This window comes from Mesorhizobium sp. M00.F.Ca.ET.216.01.1.1, from assembly GCF_004010325.2.
GTDB lineage: Bacteria > Pseudomonadota > Alphaproteobacteria > Rhizobiales > Rhizobiaceae > Mesorhizobium.
The window spans coordinates 1-289 of sequence record NZ_SADR02000518.1; the positions used below are offsets into that span (position 1 = coordinate 1).

The 289-nt window shown below is 60.9% G+C and carries 1 pseudogene; it reads left to right on the forward strand.

Features of this window, described 5'->3' with window-relative positions:
* Positions 1 to 69: 69 nt before the first annotated feature.
* Positions 70 to 289 (forward strand): annotated as a pseudogene (locus EN859_RS38920) (hypothetical protein); the annotation flags it as partial.

A 289-nucleotide genomic window follows, 5' to 3' on the forward strand; every position in this document is an offset into this window, starting at 1 on the left:
GTCGCACCAGGGCCAACCAACGCTCTTTTGCTGACAGGGTCGGTCAAGCGGGAGAAAGCGGTCAGGCTCTTGGCCGCTCAGGCATGCGGATACGGGATCGCATCCGCGTGCTGGTTTTCACTGCGTCCCTTCGTGTCGCCTGACGCCATTCAAATACTCAGGCTGGTAGCGGCCGGGTGGCTCGTCATTCTTGGCCTGCGTCTTACGGCAAGCGCCCGGATCAACGCTGCCAAAAGCGGCGACGCCATTTCTGTTGCGGTGACCAGTGCTCTCAATCCGAAGGCCTTCA